Annotated in this window: 18 protein-coding genes; 11 read left to right on the top strand and 7 right to left on the bottom strand. The window is 70.3% G+C overall.

Annotation, left to right across the window (positions count from 1 at the left end):
• The first annotated feature begins 1 nt into the window (after nucleotide 1).
• Together DAI17_RS20245 and DAI17_RS20240 are read left to right on the top strand one after the other, a co-directional pair.
• Nucleotides 2-811, top strand: a complete 810-nt coding sequence (locus DAI17_RS20245; RefSeq protein WP_159081675.1) for an enoyl-CoA hydratase/isomerase family protein — start codon at nucleotides 2-4, stop codon at nucleotides 809-811.
• Nucleotides 808-1593 (top strand): FadR/GntR family transcriptional regulator, encoded by a 786-nt coding sequence (locus DAI17_RS20240; RefSeq protein ID WP_107775055.1) that lies wholly within the window; start codon nucleotides 808-810, stop codon nucleotides 1591-1593. Before DAI17_RS20245 ends, DAI17_RS20240 begins: the two co-directional genes overlap by 4 nt.
• Here the strand turns inward: DAI17_RS20240 and trxB are convergent.
• From trxB to DAI17_RS20215, 5 genes are read right to left on the bottom strand one after another with little or no spacing between them, the layout of a single operon-like run.
• Complete coding sequence (trxB, locus tag DAI17_RS20235) at nucleotides 1524-2501, bottom strand: thioredoxin-disulfide reductase (protein WP_107775054.1); 978 nt, start codon at nucleotides 2499-2501, stop codon at nucleotides 1524-1526. The two genes, DAI17_RS20240 and trxB, sit on opposite strands and share 70 nt — an antisense overlap.
• Nucleotides 2502-2522: 21 nt before the next feature.
• The gene (locus tag DAI17_RS20230) at nucleotides 2523-3086 is read right to left on the bottom strand and encodes a carboxymuconolactone decarboxylase family protein (protein WP_107775053.1); all 564 of its coding nucleotides are present in this window, start codon (nucleotides 3084-3086) and stop codon (nucleotides 2523-2525) included.
• Nucleotides 3083-3526 (bottom strand): MaoC family dehydratase, encoded by a 444-nt coding sequence (locus DAI17_RS20225; RefSeq protein ID WP_107775052.1) that lies wholly within the window; start codon nucleotides 3524-3526, stop codon nucleotides 3083-3085. Before DAI17_RS20225 ends, DAI17_RS20230 begins: the two co-directional genes overlap by 4 nt.
• Entirely contained in the window at nucleotides 3523-3939 is a 417-nt protein-coding gene (locus DAI17_RS20220) for an FAS1-like dehydratase domain-containing protein (protein ID WP_107775051.1), read from the bottom strand. Before DAI17_RS20220 ends, DAI17_RS20225 begins: the two co-directional genes overlap by 4 nt.
• A complete protein-coding gene (locus DAI17_RS20215) occupies nucleotides 3936-4790 on the bottom strand; it encodes a sugar phosphate isomerase/epimerase family protein (RefSeq protein ID WP_234412629.1) in 855 nt (284 codons plus the stop codon). Before DAI17_RS20215 ends, DAI17_RS20220 begins: the two co-directional genes overlap by 4 nt.
• Nucleotides 4791-4889: 99 nt before the next feature.
• Here DAI17_RS20215 and DAI17_RS20210 point away from each other — a divergent pair, with 99 nt between their 5' ends.
• From DAI17_RS20210 to DAI17_RS20170, 9 genes are all read left to right on the top strand, one after another.
• Entirely contained in the window at nucleotides 4890-5669 is a 780-nt protein-coding gene (locus DAI17_RS20210; protein ID WP_159081673.1) for an SDR family NAD(P)-dependent oxidoreductase, read from the top strand.
• Between the two features lie 26 nt (nucleotides 5670-5695).
• On the top strand, nucleotides 5696-6934 hold the full coding sequence (locus tag DAI17_RS20205; RefSeq protein ID WP_159081672.1) for a cytochrome P450: 1239 nt from the start codon (nucleotides 5696-5698) through the stop codon (nucleotides 6932-6934).
• Nucleotides 6934-7134, top strand: coding sequence for a ferredoxin (locus DAI17_RS20200; protein ID WP_107775048.1), 201 nt, complete (start codon nucleotides 6934-6936; stop codon nucleotides 7132-7134). The genes DAI17_RS20205 and DAI17_RS20200 overlap by 1 nt, the downstream gene beginning before the upstream one ends.
• A 112-nt stretch (nucleotides 7135-7246) precedes the next feature.
• The gene (locus tag DAI17_RS20195) at nucleotides 7247-8293 is read left to right on the top strand and encodes an ABC transporter substrate-binding protein (protein ID WP_159081671.1); all 1047 of its coding nucleotides are present in this window, start codon (nucleotides 7247-7249) and stop codon (nucleotides 8291-8293) included.
• Nucleotides 8294-8352: 59 nt separating this feature from the next.
• Nucleotides 8353-9156, top strand: a complete 804-nt coding sequence (locus tag DAI17_RS20190) for an ABC transporter ATP-binding protein (protein ID WP_159081670.1) — start codon at nucleotides 8353-8355, stop codon at nucleotides 9154-9156.
• Nucleotides 9153-10010, top strand: coding sequence for an ABC transporter permease (locus tag DAI17_RS20185; RefSeq protein ID WP_107775045.1), 858 nt, complete (start codon nucleotides 9153-9155; stop codon nucleotides 10008-10010). The genes DAI17_RS20190 and DAI17_RS20185 overlap by 4 nt, the downstream gene beginning before the upstream one ends.
• Nucleotides 9998-11632, top strand: coding sequence for an FAD-binding protein (locus tag DAI17_RS20180; RefSeq protein WP_325049886.1), 1635 nt, complete (start codon nucleotides 9998-10000; stop codon nucleotides 11630-11632). The genes DAI17_RS20185 and DAI17_RS20180 overlap by 13 nt, the downstream gene beginning before the upstream one ends.
• Nucleotides 11619-12464, top strand: coding sequence for an NAD(P)/FAD-dependent oxidoreductase (locus DAI17_RS20175; RefSeq protein ID WP_107775043.1), 846 nt, complete (start codon nucleotides 11619-11621; stop codon nucleotides 12462-12464). Before DAI17_RS20180 ends, DAI17_RS20175 begins: the two co-directional genes overlap by 14 nt.
• Before the next feature lie 79 nt (nucleotides 12465-12543).
• Nucleotides 12544-14259 (top strand): UGSC family (seleno)protein, encoded by a 1716-nt coding sequence (locus tag DAI17_RS20170; protein ID WP_159081669.1) that lies wholly within the window; start codon nucleotides 12544-12546, stop codon nucleotides 14257-14259.
• Between the two features lie 29 nt (nucleotides 14260-14288).
• Here the strand turns inward: DAI17_RS20170 and DAI17_RS20165 are convergent, their stop codons facing one another.
• Complete coding sequence (locus tag DAI17_RS20165) at nucleotides 14289-15566, bottom strand: MFS transporter (protein ID WP_107775041.1); 1278 nt, start codon at nucleotides 15564-15566, stop codon at nucleotides 14289-14291.
• On the bottom strand, nucleotides 15563-16768 hold the full coding sequence (locus DAI17_RS20160; RefSeq protein WP_107775040.1) for an NAD(P)/FAD-dependent oxidoreductase: 1206 nt from the start codon (nucleotides 16766-16768) through the stop codon (nucleotides 15563-15565). Before DAI17_RS20160 ends, DAI17_RS20165 begins: the two co-directional genes overlap by 4 nt.

Raw genomic sequence — 16768 nt, 5'->3', positions numbered from 1 at the left:
CGTGGCCGGCGAGGAGGCCGCGCGCCCGGTCGAGACGAACGTCGAGGGTGTGATCGGTTGGGTGCGACTCACCCAGGCCGACCGCCGCAACCCCCTCGACCGCGAGACCGCCGACGCACTCCTGGCGGCCTTCGAGCAACACTTCGCCGACGACCGCGTCCGCATGCTCGCCGTGATCGGCGAGGGTGAGGCGTTCTGCGCGGGCGGCGACCTCCGGCAGATGGGGGCATTTAGCTTACTGCCGCCGCGCGAGGCTTTCGAGTGGCCAGCGTCCATCGTCGATCTGCACCGCCGGATGCTCCGGGCGGAGAAGCCCGTGGTCGCCGCCGTCAACGGGCCCGCCTTCGCCGGTGGCATGGGCCTGGCCGGGATGTGCGACGTGCTGATCGCCCAGCGTTCGGCGACTTTCGCGATGCCCGAGGTCCGTGTCGGCATCTTTCCCATGATCATCGTCGCGCACCTCTGCCGGGCTCTGCCCCGCAAGGTCCTCCTCGACCTGATGATGACCGGTCGCCCCCTTTCCGCGGAGGCGGCGGAGAGGGTGGGCTTTGTCAACAAGGTCGTCGACGACCGGGAGGACCTCGTCGAGGCTGTCCGGACCTATGCCGGGTGGTTCGAGAACGCGGCCCCCGGGGCAATTGCGCTCGGTCGCCGTACCTTCGGTCTCCTCTCCGAGCTGACCGCGGACCAGGCGCTCGACGCGGCGCAGTTCCTCGTCCTGCCGTTCCACCTCGGCGAGGACCTGCAAGAGGGGGCCGATGCCTTTCTCGGGCGACGCTCGCCCAGCTGGGTCCCGCAGAGCGACGGATGAGCGGTGGGTGGCGCGGTGACCGCTCGGCGACACCGGACTTCCCGGACAAGGCCGCGCTCCGCGTCGTCCGTGCCGTCGTCCGGCTGATCGGCGCCGAGGGGCTGCGGCCGGGGCACTCGCTCCCGACCGAGCAGGAGCTGCGCGACCAGCACGGCGTCGCGCGGGCAACGGTACGGGAGGCGATGCGCATCCTTGAGTCGCAGGGTGTGGTCGAGCTGCGGCGGGGCCGCAACGGGGGACCGGTGGTCAGCCTCCCTGATGAGCAGGGCTTCGGGGGCCAGATACAACTTCTGCTCCAAGGGCGCGGAGCCACGCTCGCGGACATCGCTGCCGCCCGGGTCGCGATCGAGCCGGTCCTCGCCTGTCGTGCGGCCTCGCGGGTGACCGCACCGGAGGTCGCGGCGCTCGAGGCGAATGTCGACGAGCTGCGCCTGGGCGTGAGCGACCCGCAGGCGGTGATGTGGAGTGCGCGCAACTTCCACGACCTCCTCGGCCGTGCGAGCGGCAATCTCCTGCTCGCCTCCATCGGCCGCACGTTCGACGGGCTCACCGGCGCCAGCGGTCTGGGCATCTCGTACTCCCGCGACGCCGCTGGCCAGCTGCTCCTCGACCACGAGCTCATCCTCGAAGCCGTCCGTCGCGGCGACGGGCCGGCTGCGCGCGCCCGCATGGCTGCGCACCTGGACTCGTACCGCGTCTACACGGAGTCGAACTACGGCGCAGTCAAGATCGCGTCGACGGGCTGGGACTGCTCGGGCGGCGGCGTGAGGTGGGCGATGTAGCGCTCGGCGTCGAGGGCCGCGGCGCAGCCGGTGCCGGCTGCGGTGATCGCCTGGCGGTAGTGGTGGTCGACGAGGTCGCCGGCCGCGAACACGCCGGGGAGGTTGGTCCGGGTGGAGGGCTGGTGGACGAGGACGTAGCCGTCGTCGTCGAGGTCGACCTGGCCGGTCAGGAGCTCGGAGCGGGGGTCGTGGCCGATGGCGATGAACAGGCCGGTGACCTCGAGGTCGCGCTCCTGGCCGTTGGTGGTGTCGCGCAGGGTGATGGACTCGAGCTTGTCGGCGCCGTTGATCGCGGCGACCTCGGAGTTCCACACGATCTCGAGCTTGGGGTCGGCGAACGCCCGCTCCTGCATGATCTTGGAGGCGCGCAGCTCGCCGCGACGGTGGATCAGGTAGACCTTCGAGGCGAAGCGGGTCAGGAAGGTGGCCTCCTCGACCGCGGAGTCGCCGCCGCCCACGACGGCGATGGCCTGCTCGCGGAAGAAGAAGCCGTCGCAGGTGGCGCACCAGGAGACGCCGCGGCCGGAGAGCTCCTCCTCGCGGGGGAGGCCGAGCTTGCGGTAGCCCGAGCCGGTCGCGAGGACCACCGAGCGCGCGGTGTAGGTGTCGGTGGCGGTCTTCACGACCTTGACGTCGCCGGTGAGGTCGACCTCGACCACGTCGTCGGCGACCAGCTCGGCGCCGAAGCGCTCGGCCTGGGCGCGCATCTCGTCCATCAGCGCCGGGCCCATGATGTCGTCGCGGAAGCCGGGGAAGTTCTCCACCTCGGTGGTGTTCATCAGGGCACCGCCGGCGGTGACCGAACCCTCGAAGACCAGCGGCTCGAGGGCGGCACGCGCGGCGTAGACCGCGGCCGTGTAGCCCGCCGGGCCCGATCCGATGACGATCACGTTGCGGACGTCGGTCATGGGGTACGGGGCTCCTCGAGATCAGATGAGCTGGGCGGGGGGCACGCTCCACGGAGCCAGCGAACCGGTGGTCAGGTACTCGTCGGGGAGGTCGTCGACCAGGTCGAGCGCGGCTATGGTCCGGCCGAAACCGATGAAGACCGCGACACGGAAGCACAGCTCCACGACCTCCTGCTCGGTGAAGTGGAGGTGCAGCTCGTCGAGCAGTGCGTCGTCGACCGAGAGGTGGTCGGTCGCCATGCGGTCGGCATAGGACAGGGCCGCGCGTTCGGCGCGGGTGATGTTGGGTGCCTCATAGGGCTGTTCCAGCGAGCAGACGGTCTCCTGGTCCAGGCCACCCTCGGCGCCGTCCACGCAGTAGCGCAGCGACATGCAGCTTCGGCACTGGTTGTGGAAGGCGATGCGGAGTCGGACGAGCTCGACGACACGGCCATCCACGGTCGTCGATGCCTCGAGCGCTCGGGCGAATTCGCGATAGGCCGCCGCCATCAGCGGCGCTTGGGCGTAGACCCGCTGCCGCACCGGGGCGTCCGGACCGAAGATGGCGGCGGCCTGCTCATGTGACACCGGCCGGACCCGGCTCATCGACCGACCTCCTGGGTCAGGGCGATGACGGCGGTCCCGGTGATGTGCGGCGTGCCGTCCTGCCGCTCGACGACGAGCTCGAGGTCGATCAGGTGCTGTCCGTCGTCCTCCCGCTTGCCCACGACAAGGGTGCGGTAGGTGAGCACGTCGCCGGGCCAGGCCTGGTTGCGGAACCGTAGGTCGAGCTCCCGTACCGACGTCAGCCCCCAGGTCTCGGCGAGGTGGGTCCCGAGCACGCCAGCCTGTCGCATGCCGACGGCGAAGGGGCCGGAGAAGCCGGCCGCGGTGGCGAAGTCCGGGTCATGATGGATGGGATTCATGTCGCCCGAGGCCGCTTGGTAGCGAACGAAGTCGTTGATGGTCAGCGGCCCGTCGGCGAGCGGCTCGAGCTGCTGTCCCACCTCGACCAGGTTCCAGTCGATATTGGCTGCGGTCGTCATCGGCCCTCCGGGGCGTTCTGCGTCATGACAGTGGTGGTCACGGCCGTTGCCACGAGGCGACCGGACGGGTCGTGGAAATCCGTGGTGAGCTCGGTGAACTCCAGCAGGCCGCCCTTGCGGCCATTGCGCGTGTACTGGTCCGACACGCGCTGGCGCCCGGTGAGCTCGTCGCCGGGCGCGGGTGGCGGACCGTGAAAGACGTAGCGCTGCCCGGCGTGCAGGAGCCGTGCAGGATCGCCCGGGGGCGCGGCTCGATGCTCGCCACGTTGCCAGAGGCGAGCAACCGCCAGGAACGTCGGCGGCACGACCCGCGGCTCCTCCTCCCACCGCGCCACGTCACCCAAGGTGCCGGCCACGAACTCGCGGACCTTCCCCAGCTCGATCGGCATCGCGAACGGCTCCGCGGCAGTCATCGACGTATCCCGGAGCGGGCTTCTGCCAGGAGCTCCCACGTCGTGTCGGCCGCGAGCCGCGCCCCCTCGAGAGGGGGCAGTGCCCGCTGCTCGTCGGAGAGGATCTCGACCGACCACGGTGCATCGACTCCATGCTGGTCGAGGAGCTGGACGAAACCCACCAGGTCGAGGTCGCCGTGACCCGCGGGCAGTCGCCGGTGTCGAGTGTCGTCGTAGAGCGAGCCGATCGGCTCGGCCAGGGCGTCGTCGATCTGGACGGCCATGATCCGGTCAGCGGGGATGCTGCGGATCATGTCGTCGTCGCTGGCGCCGCGGAAGTGGTGCCACGAGTCGACCAGCACACCCGCGTTCGGCGCCCCTGACTCCGAAACCAGGCGCCACGCCGTGGCGGCGTCCGGCACCGGTCCCCAGGGGAGGAACTCGATCGCCACTCCGAGCCCGTGGGTGGCGGCTCGGTCGCAGATGCCCCCGAAGCGGGAGACCGCCTCGTCCCACTCGCACGCGAGGGTCGTGTTGCTCACCATCATGTAGTCGGCCCCGAGGGCGTCCGCGATGGCGTAGCAACCCTGTTCGATCTCGCTGCCGCGGGCGCGCTCGTCCTCGTGGCCGGCCCAGCCGTGCACGGACTGGAGCTCGACAACGCTGAGACCCGCATCGTCGAGAAGCGACCTCATGTCGGCATCGGACCATCCGTTGTCGCGGGCGATCGTGTAGTCCTCAGGCCTGAGGCCTAGTCCGGAGAATCCGGCCGCAGAGGCTGCATCGATGCGCTCAGCCAGGTCGTAGGTGCCGAGAGTCCCAGCTGCGAGCACCAAGGGTTGTCGATCGCCGCTCCGGGAGCTGACCGTCATAGAGCCCACGCTGCCGTCCTCCTGCTCGTCGTCACGCTGCGCTAGTAAATCATAGTAATCGTGACTATGGTACATATCACTTGCAGAAAGGGCGCGTTGATGGAGCACTCCCGATCCACCGGACGCATGGGCGGCAGGCATGCCGTCGTCACGGGTGCGGCACGCGGCATCGGCCGAGCGCTGGCGCTCGGACTCGCAGCCGAGGGCGCCCTGGTCGAGTGCCTGGACGTCGATGAGGCCGGGGCGGCCGGGACCGCAGAACTGATCCGGGCTGCTTCGGAGTGCGCCGGGAGCGGATACGGCGTCGATCTAGCAGAGCCGGGACAGGTGGAGAGGGTCCTCGCTGCGATCACGGACGAGCGCGGGCCGGTGGATGTGCTCGTCACGGCGGCAGGCGGCGCAGCGGGCGATCGGACGGCCTTCCTGGACCTCACCCTGCCGCGGTGGGAGGAGATGCAGAGGCGCAACGTGACCACGACGTTCGTCACGTGCTCGACCTTCGCGCGCCACTTCGCCGGTCAGGGCGCTGGCAGCATCGTCGCCATCTCGTCCATGTCGGCCGAGCTCGGCACCGCGAACCTGTCGCACTACAGCGCGGCCAAGGGAGCAGTCCGACAGCTGGTGCGCTCGATGGCAGTCGAGCTGGCGCCGCACGGTGTTCGCGTCAACGCGGTGGCGCCCGGCGCGACGAGGACCCCCGGCAACGCTGAGGTGCTCGCGTCGCTGCCCGCCGACCACCCCCTCATCTCCCGGACGCCACTGGGGCGTTACGCCGAGGCCGAGGAGCTTGTCGGTGCCGTCGTCTACCTGGCTTCGGACGAGGCCTCCTTCACCACCGGAACAACCATCGCCGTCGACGGTGGCTACACCGTGGCCTGATGTCCCACACACACAAGGAGAGAACCGTGCAGTTCGCCATCGAGCGTGTCGATGTCCCGTACGTCGCGGGCTTGCAGCAGCTCACCGACTATGCCGAGATCAACGAGGTGCTGAGGTCACGCAGCTTCGTGCAGGGGGCGTTCGACATGAGCGCCCCCCACTTCCTGACCAACAGCCTGCTCATCCTCGATGGGCCCGAGCACCTCGAGCGGCGGCGGATGGAGGCCCACCTCTTCAGCAAGACGGCGCTCGCGGCCTATAAGGCCGACCACCTCGAGCCCATGGTCGACGCGGCCATCGCCGACCTGCGGCTCGAGGCCGGGGCCGGCGTCGTGCGCGTAGACCTGGTCCCTCTCTTGCGCCAGATGCTGTGCCGCATGGTGGCGAAGATCGCGGGCCTCGACGACGTCGAGCTCGGGGAGCCCGCGAACCGCCTCGCGAGCTACGTCGACAAGTTCGGGGCCGGCATGACGGTGGAATGGGCCACCGCTGACCAGGACCGGATCATCGACGAAGGGCTGGCCGCCCGAGCGGAGTTCGAACGTGATCTGTTCCGGAAGCCGGCCGCGCGTCGCCGCGCGCTCGTGGAGGACTTCCGTGCGGGAGGCATCGCCCGCGAGGAGCTGCCGAAGGACCTGATCACGCTGCTGTACCTGCACTGGCAGGAGGACTGGGATGACGAGCTGCCCCTGCGGGAGACCACGGCGCTGCTCGTCGGCTCCATGCAGACCACGTCGCAGGCGACGCAGCTCTTCGTCCTCAACCTCTTCTCCTGGTTCGCCGACCACCCCGAGGACCGGGCGCGGGCCGAGCAAGACCCCGAGTTCCTCCGTCGAGCGTTGTACGAGTCGCTCCGCCTGTTCGTCGCATCACCCGTTCGAATCCGTCGCGCGACCGAGGACGTGGTCCTGGCCAGCGGTCGGCAGATCGCGGAGGGTGAGCGCGTCGGCCTGCTCTACCGAGCGGCGAACGTCGACCGGTCGCTCTTCGGCGACGACGCCTTGTCGTTCAATCCACACCGGGAGGTGGAGGGTGCGAGCCCCTGGGGCCTGGCCTTCGGCGGAGGGATGCACGCGTGTCTCGGGCGACCGCTCGTGACCGGAATTGCCAGCGGGGAAGACGTCACCGACGGAACGATGCTCATCATCATCCGGCGGCTGCTCGCGGCCGGCATGGAGCTCGATCCGCATCACCCCCCGATCCCGGACGACTCGACGTTCTACGACGCCTACGCGTCGTTGCCCGTCGTGCTCCGGAGCCTCTGATGTCGCCGCGGGCGGAGGTCGACGCCGGTCGGTGCGAGGCGATGGGCTTCTGCGTGCAGGTCGCGCCGACGGTCTTCGCGCTCGAAGGCGCACGGCCCCCGGCGCGCGTCGTCGCCACTGATCTCTCCGACGAGCAGCTCGAGCACGTGGCCGAGGCGGAGGACATGTGTCCCGCGCAGGCGATCCTGCTGCGTTCCTGACCATCGAGCCGGGCGATCGGTCCATTGTGCCCCAACACATGCTTGCCAATGATGATCATCATCACTATGTTGCATAGGTCACATCTCGGACCGTCGCTGGAAGGAAGTTCTGATGAAGTTGTCTGTCACGGTTGCAGCGCACCGACGCCGCGTCGCCGCGGTCACCGCCACCATGGCGCTCGGTGCGGCCCTACTCGCGGGCTGCGCCGACTCCGGCGCGACGGCCGACGGTGGTGAGGAGGGGAGCGACTCGCTCTTCATCGCCACGGGCGGTGCCTCCGCCAACCAGCTGGTGCCCTACCTCGCTGAGGTCCTCGGATACGCCGAAGAGGAGGGACTCGACCTCAAGGTCCAGTCCTTGGAAGCGAACGTGGTGAGTGCGGTCGTGGCCGGGCGAGCGGACATGGCCGAGTTCGGCTCAGGCTCCGCGCTGGCCCCCGTCAGCGAAGGGAAGGACACAGCGCTCGTCTTCGGCGTGCAGGCCGGGTGGGCGACCGGGTTCGTGGCCGCTGGCGACGGCATCGACGACCTGTCGCAGTGCGAGCGCGTGTCGACCCACCCGCGTGGCTCGAGCGCCTACTCGTCGGCCGCGTCCTACAAGAAGGCGACCGGCGCCGACTACGAGATCGTGGAGTTCACGACGCCCACCGATGTCGTGGCATCCGTGTTGTCGGGCCAGTCGGACTGTGCCAGCAGCAGCCTCGGCATCCTCACTCCGGGTCTCTCGGAGGGTCTCCACCTCATCGTCGACGCCCGAGATGAGGCCCAGATCCCGCCCGACAGTGTGCAGGGAACGACCGGTGTCGGCCTCTGGGGCATGAAGGACGGTCTCGAGGAGAAGAAGGATGCGACGGTCAAGCTGATGCGGGCACTGGCCAAGGTCCAGGACTACCTCGAGACGGCCACGCCCGAGGAGGTGGCCACCGAGCTGGTCAAGCACTCGGATTTCGCCGCCAACGAAGTCGACGCGCTCGCCGCCAACGTAGAGGCGGAGGTGCCGTTCTTCTTCCCCAACGATGGTCGCATCCTCGACGAGGACTGGGAGAAGACGCTCGTCTACTACCAGATCGGCAACCCGGCCATCGAGCCCGGCGACGAGCTGTGGTCCTACGACAGTCGAGTCGACATGTCGTACTTCGACGAGGCCGCTCAGTCCTGACCGCTCCACGATCCGGAGATGACATGCTCGAGTCCGCAGCACTGCAGGAGTCAGTGAACGTGGGCGCCGCGCCCGCGCTGGTGTCCATGCACGGGGTCCGGTTCGCCTACGAGGCGACGACTCCCATCATCGACGGCCTCACCGCGGATGTCCCAGTGGGCTCCATCGTGGGCGTCGTGGGGCCGAGCGGGTGCGGCAAGTCCACGCTCCTGTCCCTGATCTCCGGGCTGGAGGAGCCCGGGGAGGGCACCCTCACCTGGGAACCGGATCGGGGTTCTCCGCCGCGCCATCCGCTGACGATGATGTTCCAGAAGGACACGCTGCTGCCGTGGCTCACGGTCCAGGACAACATCGGCCTCCACTTCCGGTATCGGCGGGGCAGCCGCGCCGACAGGGCGGAGCGGAAGGAGCGGGTCCAGCACCTCATCGAGCTCGCCGGGCTGCAGGGGTGGGAGCGCAAGTATCCATACCAGCTGTCCGGCGGGATGAGGCGTCGGGCAGCCTTCCTCACCGCGGTCGCACCCAATCCGCGCATGCTGTTGCTCGACGAGCCGTTCTCGGCGCTCGATGAGCCGACCAGGATCGGGATCCACCAAGACATCTTCCGGATCGTGAAGGAGTCGGGGGTGACGGTCGTGCTCATCACCCACGACCTCGGCGAGGCGATCTCGCTCTCGGACAAGGTGCTGGTGCTGAGCGCCAGGCCGACGACGATCGTGGCGGAGTACGACATTCCGTTCGGACGTGAACGCAACATGATGGAGCTGCGCGAGCACAGCGACTTCCTCGAGCTCTACGGCACCACGTGGGAGCGGCTCTCGGAACAGATTCGTCGCGGCGCCGGCGGGAGGTCGGTCCGATGAGCGTCGCGACTGACGCTCGGCCGGTCGTCGGCGTCGTCGAGCCGACGCGTTCGAGGCGACGTCGCAACCGCAGGTTGGTCATCAACCTGATGAGGCTGCTCGTCGTCGCAGTGCTACTGGCGGCGTGGGAGTTCCTGCCCAAGATCGAGGCGCTGCAAGAGACGAGCAAGGTCTTCGACCCGTTCTTCGTCAGCTCGCCGTCGCGAGTCTTCGAGCAGATGCAGGCCATGTTCACCGGCTCTGACGGCACGTTCCAGATCTGGGACTACGCCTGGCCGACGATCTGGGCATCCCTGGTCGGCACCGTGATCGGCATGGCCCTCGGGGCACTGTGTGCCCTGGTGCTCAGCAACTTCGAGATGCTGAGCGACATCTTCCGACCGTTCCTGATCGCGGCGAACGCCACGCCGCGCGTCGCCTTGATCCCCATCGTCGTCATCCTCGTCGGACCATCGGCGACGGCGACGATCACGATCTCCGTGCTCGTGGTCTTCTTCGTGGCCTTCTTCAACGCCTACGAAGGCGGTCGAAGCGTGAAGCCCGAGCTGGTGCAGAACGCCCGTCTCCTCGGCGCGAGCCAGCTCCAGATCGTGCGCACGATCCGCTTCCCCTACGTGCTTGCGTGGACCCTGGCGAGCCTGCCGCTCGCGGTGACCTTCGCGGTGATCACGGTCGTGACGGCCGAGATCCTCACCGGCGTCCAGGGAATGGGCAAGCTGCTCTCGACGGCCTCGACGACGGCCAATGCCACGCTCACCTACGCCGTGGTCATCGTGCTGTCCGTCCTCGGTGTGGTCATCGTGGTGGCGGCCGATCTCATCCGGGCGCGCCTTCTCCACTGGTGGGCGAAGTGACGAACGCGCGGGTGGTCGTGCTCGGCACCGGGGCGGCGGGGCTCGTCGCCGCGCTGTCGGCGTACGACGAGGGTGCGGAGGTGATCGTCCTCGAGAAGAGCGCGAAGGTCGGCGGCACGACCGCACTGTCCGGGGGCGTGATGTGGTTGCCGGACAACTCCTTGGCTCGTGCCGGGGGTGTCGACGACTCGCGCGACGACGCGCTCTCGTACCTGAGGTCCCTCTCCAACGGCATGATCCTGCCCGAGATCGCCGAGGCCTTCGTCGATCACGTCGACGAGACCCTCGACTGGATCGCAGCCCACACGCCTCTCGACGTCCACCTGGTCGACGGCTATCCGGACTATCACCCGGAGCACCCCGGAGGGAAGCCCGGGGGTGGTCGCTCGTGCGAGCCTGAGCTGTTCTCGCTCGAGCGGGTCGGTCCGTGGAGCGAGCGCATCGCGGGGCCCCCGCGCCGGCTGCGCAACCGCGAGAGCCCGCTCGGCGGCGGAACCGGTGTGCTTGAGCCCGATGTGCAACGAGAGCGGGAGGAACGCTCGATCGAGGGCGGAGGTCGGGCGCTCGTGGCAGGCCTGCTGACCGCCTGTCTGGAACGCGGCATCGAGCCGCGGACCGAAGCCCGCGCGATCCGTCTCGTCGTCGACCACGGCACGGTGTGCGGCGTCGAGGTGGACAGCCCGCTCGGACGGGAGGTCGTCCGGGCGGATGCAGTCGTCATCGCGACCGGTGGTTTCGAGCACGACCCGGACCTGACGCGTGACTTCCTGCGCGGACCGATGTCCATGCCGCCCGGCGTGCCGAGCAACACGGGGGACGGCCTGCGGATGGCGATGCGGGTGGGCGCGGCGCTCGGCAACATGCGCGAGGCGTGGTGGGTACCGGTGGTGCGGCTGCCCGGTGAGCGCGTTGACGGAGGCAACAACGTTGCGCTCTTGCTGAGGGAGCGGACGCTGCCACGCAGCGTCATGGTGAACACGGCCGGGCGGCGCTTCACGAACGAGGCCGTCAACTACAACGCCCTCGGCAGCGCCCTGCACGAGTTGCATCCGGTGTCGCTCGACTACGCGAACCAGCCCTGCTGGCTGGTGTTCGACGACGAGTTCGTGAGGCGGTACGGCGGGTTCGGGTCGGGTCCGGGCTCGATCCCCGACTGGATTGCTCGTGCCGACTCGCTGGCCGGGCTGGCCGACGTTGTCGGTCTGCCGTCCGAGGCGCTCGCGTCGACCGTCGCGCGATGGAACGACCTCGTCGCGGAGGGTCGTGACCTCGACTTCGGCCGCGGCGAGAGCGCCTACGACTGGTGGTGCGGCGACCGCGCAGTGCCGCCCGGTCGTGACTCGACCCTCGGGCCGATCGAGCACGGACCGTTCTACGCGGTCGAGGTCATCAGCTCGTGCCTCGGGACCAAGGGCGGGCCCCGCACCACGGTCGCCGGCCAGGTGGTCGACGTCGACGGTGACCCTATCCCGGGGCTCTACGCCGCAGGCAATGCCATGGCCGGACCCACCGGCATGGTGTACGGCGGCGCCGGAGGCACGCTCGGCCCCGCGGTGGTCTTCGGCCGCCTCGCGGGCCGGGCTGCCGCGATGACGAAGGAGCACGTGCATGTCAGTGTCTGACCCGACCAGGCCCCGTACGGCGGTCATCGGCGGAGGACCGGCGGGCCTGCGGCTCGCGGTCCTGCTCGCACCGCAGCGGGACGTCACCGTCTACGACCGCTTCGCGCCCGGCGGCGAGCTGCTGTCGCTCGGTCTGGTCACCGGCCCCGACGGCGCGGACGTCGCCGGTCCCGACCTCGGCACCGACCTCCTCGAGATGGCCATGGGCCTCGGCGTGGCGGTCGAGTTCGACGAGGTGACGGCGCTGGTGCCGACCGATCGCGGCTGGACGGTGACGGGCGAGGCCGGTGACCTCGAGGCGGCCGAGGTGGTGCTGGCGACCGGTGGCGAGCACGGTGCCGCGCCCTTCGACGGCGCCGCCGACCAGCTCGGCCGCGGCGTGTCCTACTGCGCAGGCTGCGACGGCCCGATGTTCGGCGGCCGCACGGTGGCGGTGGTCGGCGGCGGCCCGTACGCCGCGTCCGACGCGCGCACCCTGTCGGCGTACGCGAGCACGGTCCACTTGCTCGGACCGGAGCAGGCGCCCGCTCTGGAGCTGCTGACCGAGGACGATGCCGTCGCCGGTCTCCGGATCACCGCGCCGGACGGCGCCGTGCGGGACGTGCCGGTGGACGGCGTGTTCGTCAGCGCCGAGACGCGGCCGCGCTCCGAGCTGGTCGCTGGCCTGGTCGACCTCGCTCCCGACGGCGGTGTCGTCGTCGACGACCGGCTGATGACCAGCCGCGGCGGACTGTTCGCCATCGGCGACGTCCGGGCAGGTCGCGCCGACGGAGTCGCGGGCGCGTTCCGCGACGCCGAGGCCGTTGCCGATCTCCTGACCTCCAGCTCCTGACCTCCTGCCCCTAGCCCTACTCCCACCTCCGACCCCAGCTCCGCCCCGGCGGATTGACACCTCACGAAGGAAGATGTTCATGACGATGCTCGATGTCACCCACGACGTGGTCTCGCCGCTCGGTCGCCTCACGGCCGAGACGCTCGACGAGAACGCCGGTCTCGAGAACCTCAACGGGCGCAAGGTCGCGCTCGTGTGGGACCTGCTCTTCAGCGGCGACAAGATGATGGAGGAGATCCAGGCCTACCTGACGTCGAGGTACCCGGGCGTCGAGTTCATCGGACACGAGAACTTCGAGAACATCCACGGCGCCGACGAGCGTCGGGTCGTCAAGGAGCTGCCGGACCGGCTCCGCGAGCTCGGCGCCGACGCCGCGATCATCGGGGTTGGCGCGTGCGGCAGCTGCACGCCCGCCGTGCTGCGCGCCTGCGTGGTCTCCGAGCGGGTCGGCATCCCGGCCGTCGGCCTGATCTCCGAGGGCTTCGGTCGTCAGGCGGTGGCGGTCGCCCGCGCCCAGGGCCTGGCACAGCCCCGCGTCGCCCACTACCCCGGCGTCCCGACCTCCGACGACGAGCAGACCCTGCGCGCCAAGTCGCGCGAGGTCATCAGCCCGCTGGTCGAGGCTCAGCTGATCGGCGCCGGCATCATCAGCGATCAGCACGACGCCGCCCTCCCGGAGGAGTTCGCCGCGGGGTCGCCGGTCTTCAGCGGGTCGCTCGCCGAGGTCCAGGAGCACTTCCACGACAAGGGCTGGACGGACGGCCTGCCGGTCATCCCGCCGACCCGGGAGCTGTGCGAGCAGATGCTGGAGCACACGCCGCTGCCGGCCGACCACGTGGTCGGCGTCCTCCTGCCCGAGGGTCGCGAGGTCACGGTGTGGAGCGTCGCCGTGAACGGCGTGATGGCCGGGTGTCGCCCCGAGTACATGCCGCTGCTCATCGCTGCCGTCGCCGCGGTCGCTGATCCCTTCTTCCGGCTTGAGGACGCCGGTGCGACGCCGGGTTGGGAGCCGCAGGTCATCGTCAGCGGACCTAAGGTCCGCGAGCTCGGTCTCAACGACGGCCAGGGCGCCCTGAAGATGGGCAACCGGGCGAACTCGACCATCGGCCGTTTCATGAAGCTGTGCTTCATCAACCTCGCCGGCCTGCGGATCCCCCCGGCTGGCGCGACCGACAAGGGCTGCATCGGCGCCGGCTTCAACGTGGCGCTTGCTGAGAACGACGAGGCTACGCACGCGATCGGGTGGAAGACGATGCGCGAGGAGATGGGCTACGGCGTGGACGAGACCGTGGTCGCGGTGCAGAGCATGATGGGTTCGACGTTGCCGATCTACTCCGGCGGCCACACCCCGGAGAACCACCTCCAGCTCATCGGCGAGCACATCGCCGGCACCACCGGGCACTGGTCCTACCTCGGCGTGATGTTCCACGAGTGGTGGCCGCTGCTCGTCATGAGCCCCGCCATCGCCGAGGTGCTCGCGGCGAACGGCCTGAGCAAGGACGACGTGCGGCGCGAGCTCGCCGAGCGCTCGAAGGTCAGCGCGCGCCTGTGGGAGGAGTACCCCTGGCAGGTCGGCACCGACGGCTTCAAGCTCGACGAGATGGTCGCCGACGGCACCGCGCCTGCGGCGTACGGCGAGTCCACCGATCGGGACCGGATGGTGCCCACGCTCAGCTACCCGGACCAGGTCGGAATCGTCCTTGCGGGCGACCCGCAGCGGAACCAGTCGCGGTTCCTGGTCAACAACCACGAGCACGGACCCCGTGTGGCGGTCGCGGCACAGTTCCTGGACTGACCGGCTCGACCGGGCGCCGAGCACCGACCTCAAGGTCGGTCTCGGCCCCGACGGGTCGCGCCGGGCGCGCTGGGCACCCTGTCGAGGCCTGAAGGCAGCCGGGGCACGAAGCAGAGCGCGAGCAGGCAGAGTGCCATGAGGGCGGCGAGCCCCGGTACGAAGCTACCGGTGAGCTGCCGCAGCGCGCCCAGCGCGGCCGGCCCGCCTGCGCCGCCGACGAAGGCGACAAGGTAGGCGAGGCCGCCCAGCTGTGCCGACGCCAGGGGAGTGGGCGCGGCGTCGCCGATGAGCACCATCCCGAGGGAGGTCGCTCCGCCGACGCCGAGTCCGATCAGCACGACGGCGGGGACGGCGAGGGTGCGGTCGGGCGCGGCCAGCGCGACGAGCCCGACCAGGATCGCCGCCAGGCAGCCGGCCTGAACCGGCCGGCGGTCGGTCACGACCTGGCAGAGGGCCGGGATCCCGATCAGCGCGAAGAGCTGCACGCCCTGGAAGACGAAGAGGAGGGCGGCCGCGGCGGCGGGCGACCCGCCGCGCTCCTGGTAGAGCGGGTCCATCCACGCCAGCCCGGCGAGGCCGACCGTCATCGGTGTGGCGACCATCAAGGTGACCAGCCAGGCTGTGCCGGAGCGCCACGGCAGCCCGGCCGCCGGCCGGGCTGCGACCCGTTGCTCGGCGACGCCCAGGCGATTGGCCGGGTCGCCCGCGAACAGCCACCACGCGAGCAGGGTGACGCCGCTGAGGATGCCCCAGGACGCGAGCGAGCGCTGCCAGGATCCGAGCTCGGTCGCGAGCGGGCGGGACACGACCGCGGCGACCCCGACGCCGAGTGCCATGCAGGAGGAGTACATCCCGGTCACCACCCCGCCGTGGCGCGGCACGGCGCGGGCGACGATGCCCGGGATCAGTGACGAGGCGCTGCCCATCGCGGCGCCGGTGATTGCCACCGCAACGAACAGGACCGGGAGCGTCCCCGCACCGAGTCGCAGCAACGCCCCGGCGGTGAGGGCGAAGAGCATCAGGGTCATTGCTCGGTCCACCCCGAACCGGGCGCTCATCCGGGGCCCGAGCGGCGCGGCCAGTCCCATGGCGACGATGCACGTCGAGCTGACGAGGCCAAAACCGGCCTTGCTCAGGCCGAGGTCGGACTCCATCTGCGACATCAGCGCGGGGACGGTGCCCAGGTGTAGCCGCAGATTCAGTCCGATGGCGAGCACCAGGCCGGCCAGCACGAGCTGGTCACGTCGCCGCAGCGCGTCGCGGACTGGGAGGTCCGGGGTCGACTGGCACGGCAAGGGCGCGGTCATGCGCTCGTCACGGGCACCTGCGCGCTATCGACGAGCAACGACCGGAAGCGCATCTGCTCGGCCGTGAGGTCGAGCAGGACGACGCCGACCAGACGACCGTCGCGGTGGTAGCCCAGGGCCACGCTGCCCGCCAGGTCGCCGTCGAGGACGCGGACGTCGGCCAGGCCGGCCGAGGGTACGCCGAAGGACTGGATCTTCAGGTCCGCCTGGTCGGACCAGAAGCTCGGGACGGGTGCGTACGCCGCGCCGACCTCGGTGCCGGTGAGCGTGGCGAGGAGGCTGCGGGCGGCGTGGCCGGCGGTGTCGACCGCCGTCGACCAGTGCTCGATGCGCCGTGCCTCGCCTCCGAGGAGCCACTGGGGGACGCGCGCGACGTCGCCGACCGCCACCACCTCGGGCACCGGCATGCCGTCTGCGACCGGGTGGAGGTCGGCATCGCAGAGGATGCCGTCGGACAGGTCGAGCCCGTGGCCCTCGAGGAGGCCGACACGCGGCACCGACCCCACCGCCTCGACGACGACGTCGGCGCCCAGGATCGTGCCGTCGTCGAGCGTGACCGCGGAGCCGCCCGCGCTCTCCTCGATGCCCGCCACCACCCGGCCGAGCCGGAAGCGGATCCCGGCCGCGCGGTGGCGCCGACCCACCTCGGTGCCGGCGAGCGGACCGAGCTGGAGCTCGAGGGGAGAGGACATCGGGTCGACGACGGTGACCTCGCACCCGAGCAGCCGGGCGGTGCAGGCGACCTCGCACCCGATGAAGCCGGCACCGACGACGACAACGCGCGAGGCGGCCGTCAGCGCCGCGTGCAGGCCGACGGCGTCGTCGACCGTGCGCACCACGTGCCGCCGGGCGGGGCCAAGGTCGAGACGACGCGCCTCGACGCCGGTCGCCACCACCAGCCCGTCGTACGTCATCTCGGAACCGTCGCGCAGGTGCACCGTGCGCCCCGCGAGGTCGACGCGCACGGCCTCCCGGCCGAGCAGCCATTCGACGTCGCCGACCGAGCCGCGCCGGCGGAGCTCGACGTGCTCGTGCCCGAGCCCGTCGCGCAGTGCCTCCTTGGTCAGCGGCGGTCGGTTGTAGGGGAGGTGGTCCTCGGCGCCGATCACCCGGACGGCGCCGGTCCAGCCGGCGGTGCGCAGCTTCTCAGCCGTGCGCAGGCCCGCCAGGCCAGCACCGACGACAACGATGGTCCCGGTCAC

The organism is Nocardioides sediminis, assembly GCF_003047295.1.
In the GTDB taxonomy this organism is placed as follows: Bacteria; Actinomycetota; Actinomycetes; order Propionibacteriales; family Nocardioidaceae; genus Nocardioides; species Nocardioides sediminis.
The sequence above is the reverse complement of the archived record's forward strand: the minus strand, read 5'-3'. Positions and strand labels throughout refer to the sequence as shown.